The 4968-nt window shown below is 60.0% G+C and carries 5 protein-coding genes; all 5 read right to left on the bottom strand.

Annotated elements, in window-relative coordinates:
* Positions 1-80: 80 nt before the first annotated feature.
* The 5 genes from RGM2987_RS00520 to RGM2987_RS00540 all read right to left on the bottom strand — a co-directional run bounded on the left by RGM2987_RS00520 (position 81) and on the right by RGM2987_RS00540 (position 4823).
* The gene (locus RGM2987_RS00520; protein ID WP_245138165.1) at positions 81-845 is read right to left on the bottom strand and encodes a hypothetical protein; all 765 of its coding nucleotides are present in this window, start codon (positions 843-845) and stop codon (positions 81-83) included.
* 454 nt (positions 846-1299) lie between these two features.
* Positions 1300-2061, bottom strand: a complete 762-nt coding sequence (gene tcyN / locus RGM2987_RS00525; RefSeq protein ID WP_245138166.1) for an L-cystine ABC transporter ATP-binding protein TcyN — start codon at positions 2059-2061, stop codon at positions 1300-1302.
* A gap of 3 nt (positions 2062-2064) precedes the next feature.
* Positions 2065-2730: a cystine ABC transporter permease gene (gene tcyL / locus RGM2987_RS00530; RefSeq protein ID WP_245138167.1), complete on the bottom strand. Its 666-nt coding sequence runs from the start codon at positions 2728-2730 to the stop codon at positions 2065-2067.
* Positions 2730-3524, bottom strand: a complete 795-nt coding sequence (tcyJ, locus tag RGM2987_RS00535; RefSeq protein WP_245138168.1) for a cystine ABC transporter substrate-binding protein — start codon at positions 3522-3524, stop codon at positions 2730-2732. The genes tcyL and tcyJ overlap by 1 nt, the downstream gene beginning before the upstream one ends.
* Before the next feature lie 306 nt (positions 3525-3830).
* Positions 3831-4823 carry a D-cysteine desulfhydrase gene (locus RGM2987_RS00540; RefSeq protein WP_245138169.1) on the bottom strand — a complete coding sequence of 331 codons (993 nt, stop codon included), beginning with the start codon at positions 4821-4823 and terminating at the stop codon, positions 3831-3833.
* Positions 4824-4968: the final 145 nt, after the last annotated feature.

Genomic DNA, 4968 nt, shown 5'->3' on the forward strand with positions numbered 1-4968 from the left:
TTTTTTATGGGCGCTGCGCACCCAAGCGGGAGCAAGCTCCCTCGCCACAGAAGCGCCTCTGGCAGCAAAACCTCCGTCATTCAATGGCGGCTGGTCCCAGCCGCCATGAATGCTTCGTTCGAGGCGTTTCTCTGACAAGGCCTGGCACACCCGATCTTCAACGTCCGTGGTGGCGCCCACTGGGAATTGTTGCCCACCCGATCGAGGATGCAGTAAGTCACTTCCAGGCGCAGGTCCTCCCCGGCCTCCAGGATGACGTGCGGCGGGACCCAGATGTTGATCGGCTGGCCGATCTCGCTCGGCTTGATCCTGGGCAGGTCCATGCGCACGTCGCCCCAGCGCAGGGTGATTGCATCCTCGGCGGCCATGTTCAGGTAGGGTTCGATGGTCACTGGTACGCCGCGCTTGATCTGGCTCGGGTTCACCCCCTGGCGGCGGATGGTCGCGGGAATCCTGACCGGCGCCAGCCCCTGGTTTTCAGTGCCGCTCAGGGCTGAAGGCTGACCGCCGGGGCAATCGAGCTTCACCTGTACCCGTTGCACGCTGGACCGCGCCGGCCCACGCCCCACTTGCATCACGCGGTAGTGAATGCGCGAGGTCCCATTGACGATGAAGCTTTCCGGCACCCGCAGCGTGACGCTGGTTTGTACGTCGGCCGATGTCAGCAGGCGAGAGCCAACGTAGCAGTCGTCCCAGAACAACTCGATCAGGTCGCCCGCGTCCATGCCGGGGTAGGGTGCAATGGCGACTTCCAGGTGCGTGGCACTGGCGATATTGATACCGGCAGGGTGGATGTTGGCCACGGTCGGTGCAGCCAGTCCAGGAATATTCGACGTACATGTCATGTTGTTCTCCTTGATAATCGCTACATATTTTATTTGCGCGGCAATAGGCGCTGACTTTATTAGTCAGTGCATAGAGTTGAATTAATGTGCATCGCCTGTCGGCCTCTAGATAAAGGCTCGATAGTTGCACTGTCAATAGAGGTGCTTGCTTAATGGTTCGATGCGAAGTTCTTCAGAAACGTCCTACGCCCCATTGTTAAGAATGCTTGGCGTCAGGCGTCTTTTTCCTAGGGTAGCCGTTTAAGGCAGGAAAGCTGAGGAGGCCTGTTGGCGTTCAAAGAAAAGAGGAGCGATCAGGGGAAGTGTTGCTGGAGATATGTGTATGTGCGCAATGATCAATGGACATATTGCAGGCACAAAGTTGCCAGTTGTTTCGTCTTTGATAATGGATGCAGTGCGGCCTTGAATAAGTTGCCTCACTTCCATCCCTGGAAGTGATGAAGCTTGAAGCAACTTACTGAGCGCCGTTTCCGGCAGAGAGGAACTTGCTGAGGAACTGCCGAGTACGCTCTTCCTTCGGCGCAGCAAACAAGGCCCTGGCTTCGCCTTGCTCGACGATCACGCCTTTGTCGAAAAACACCACGCGGTTAGCCACGTCCCGGGCAAAGCCCATTTCGTGAGTCACGATGACCATGGTGCGTTTCTCTTCGGCCAGGCCGCGAATGGTCGCCAGCACTTCACCCACCAGTTCCGGATCGAGAGCCGAGGTTGGCTCGTCGAACAGGATCACGGCCGGCTCCATCGCCAGTGCCCGGGCAATTGCCACGCGCTGTTGCTGACCACCCGACAGGCGTCGTGGGTAAGCGTTTTCCTTGCCTGCCAGCCCGACCTTGGCCAAAAGCTTGCGGCCCAGGGCTTCGGCATCGGCACGTGGGGTCTTTTTCACCACCATCGGGCCTTCGGTGACGTTCTCCAGCGCGGTGCGATGGGGGAACAGGTTGAAGTTCTGGAACACAAAACCCACCTGCTGGCGCAAACGCCGCACCAGGTTCTGCTGCTGGTTCAATGGGCGGCTACCATCGATCTCGATGTCGCCCACCTTGATCCGGCCACTGCTGGGTTCTTCGAGGAAGTTCAGGCAGCGCAGGAAGGTGGTCTTGCCCGACCCACTGGGACCGATGATCGCAACCACTTCGCCTTCTTCGATCTTCAGGTCGATGCCGTTGAGCACCACCTGACCCTTGAACTGCTTTGTCAGTTTTTCCACGACAATCATGGGTCAGGACTCCTGGTCATGCCGATTGACCCGCTCTTCCAGGACGTTCTGCAGGTGCGAGAGCACGCTTGCCAGAACCCAGTAGATCAGCGCGGCGGCAAGGTACATGGTGAAGATTTCGAAGGTTCGCGCGGTGATCAATTGCGCCTGGCGGAACAGCTCCGGCACCTGGATGGTCGCCGCCAGCGCGGTGTCCTTGACCAGGGAAATGAAGCTGTTGCCCAACGGTGGCAGGGCCGTGCGTGCGGCTTGCGGCAGGATGGCCCGGCGCAGGGTCTGGGCGCGGGTCATGCCGATACTCGCCGCGGCTTCCCACTGGCCGCGCTCGATGGAGCTGATGGCGGCCCGCAGGATTTCACACGCATAGGCGGCCATGTTCAGCGAGAAGCCGATCAGCGCCGCCGGCAACGGATCCAGCTCGACGCCCAGTTGCGGCAGCCCGTAATAGATCACGAACAGCTGCACCAGCAGCGGCGTGCCGCGAAAGAACGACACGTAGATGCGAGCGACCCAGCTCACCAGTTTGAAGCGCGACAGGCGCATCAGCGCCAGGCCGAACCCCAGCAACAAGCCGAAGAACATGCCGCCGAGGCTGAGGATGACCGTGTAATACGCGCCCTTGAGCAAGAAGGGCGCGGAGTCCAGCGCGAGTTGGAAAGCCTCTTCCATTATTGAGTGACGTCAGCGCTGAAGTATTTTTCCGAAAGCTTTTTCAGCGTGCCGTCGGCGCGGAGTTTGTCGATGGCCTTGTTCACCGCGTCCAGCAGTTCAGGTTCGCCTTTGCGCAGGGCAATCCCGGCTTCCTGGCGAGAGAACGCTTCGCCGGCGGCGGCAGTGTCCTTGGCTTTCTTGGCGTATTCCAGGGCGGCGAGGCGGTCGATCAGGATGGCGTCGATACGGCCGACACGCAGGTCCTGGAACTTGGTCGGATCATCTTCATAGGTGCGCACGTCAGCGCCCGGTACGTTGGCCTTGACCCACTGTTCGTAGTTGGTGCCCAGGCCCACGCCGACTTTCTTGCCCGCAAGGTCGGCCGCAGTCTTGATGGTGTCTTTGTTCTTGGTCAGGGTCAGTGCCTGGATCCCGGAAACGGTATACGGCTTGGAGAAGTCATACTTCTTCTTGCGCTCTTCGGAAATGGTCACCTGGTTGATCACCGCGTCCAGGCGCTTGGACTCCAGCGCTGCGAGGATGCCGTCCCATTTGGTCGGCTGCAGCTTGACCTTCACCCCCAGTTCCTTAGCCAGGGCTTCGGAAAATTCCACTTCGAAACCGGCCAGCTTGCCGTCGGCATCAACGAAACTGAACGGAGGGTAAGTGCCTTCCAGGCCGACGTTGATCACGCCTTTGTCCTTGATCGTTTGCAGCTGCTCACCGGCAACCGCTTGCCCCAGCAGGCCGGCACTCAATGCCAGGCCCAGCGAACCCACCAGCAGGTTGCGACGTAGTGCGGAAAAATTCATGACAAGCCCCTGTGTTTTCTTATGAAACATTATCGGATGTGAAAAGGCGTAGCCGCGATTCGAAAAGATTGCCACATCCTGCCTCAAAGCAGCCTGGGCGTCTCGCGGCAAATGCGCCTTCGGCGAGACTATAGGATGGGTTTTATAGATTGGAAAATAATATTAAATCTTACCGATATTCAAATATGGAATGAGGTTCCAGTGTGGGAGCGGGCTTGCTCGCGAAGGCGATTCGTCAGTCCCAATGATGTTGGATTTGCCGACGTCTTCGCGAGCAAGCCCGCTCCCACAGTTCATGCATGAACGCTAGAACGCTGCGTCATAGGCAAACAGCGCGGGTGCGCCGCCGGTGTGCAGGAAGATGATCGGGCCTTCGTCGAAACGGTCCCGGCCGACGCCATCGAGCAGGCCGGCCATGGCCTTGCCGGTGTAGACCGGATCCAGCAACAGGCCTTCCTGGCTGGCGAGCAGCTTGACCGCCGCCAATGTCCCGGCGTTTGGCTCGCCGTAGCGGGGGGCGAAATATTCGTCCCACAGGTTGACCTTGAACGCCTCTGGCAGTTTTACCTCAAGCAGCTGCGCGGTGCGTTCGGCCAGGCCTTGAACCTTGGGGAACTGGTCTTCTTCGCTGCGCGAAACGGTGACGCCGATGACAGGCAGCGCCGGCAGGGTTTCGCTCAGCGCCAGTGCCAGGCCACTATGGGTTCCGGCGCTGCCCGAAGCCAGCACCACAGCGGCGAAATCCAGTCCGGTGTCCTTTATCTGCTCGGCCAGTTCCAGGCCGGCCCGGACATACCCCAGCGCGCCCAAGGCGTTCGAACCGCCAATCGGCACCAGGTAGGGTTTTTTTCCGTTGCTGCGCAGGCGGCCGGCCAGGGCCTGCAATTGCTCATCGGCGTTATCCAGGTTTTCCACCAGCTCGACCTTGGCGTCGAACAGCTCCAGCAGCAGTCGGTTGCCGTTGCCCAGGTAATTGCGGTCGTCGGTGCCGATGGGGTTTTCCAGCAAGGCCACACAACCCAGGCCCAGCCTGGCGGCCAGCGCTGCGGTCTGGCGCACATGGTTGGACTGGATCGCGCCGGCGGTAATCAGCGTGTCCGCGCCCTGGGCGATCGCATCGGCGGCCAGGTATTCGAGCTTGCGCAGCTTGTTGCCACCCAGCGCCAGGGGCGTCAGGTCGTCGCGCTTGATGTAGATGTCCCGGCCGAGCCAGCTGGAGAGGCGCTCGAGCTTTTCCAGCGGGGTCGGGTGGCCGAGCAGATCCAGGCGATTAAAGCGGGCCAGCTGTTGTTTGATCATGGGTCCGTACTGATTGCAGGAGATGACCGGACTATAGGCAGGGTGGGTATGGGTGGGCAACTGGCAATCGTTTGGCTGGGAGCAGAACGATCGGTGACTTTGGATTGCCAAGCAACACCGGACCTGTGGGAGCGGGCTTGCTCGC

Origin of the sequence: Pseudomonas sp. RGM2987, assembly GCF_022952855.1 — a bacterium.
In the GTDB taxonomy this organism is placed as follows: domain Bacteria; phylum Pseudomonadota; class Gammaproteobacteria; order Pseudomonadales; family Pseudomonadaceae; genus Aquipseudomonas.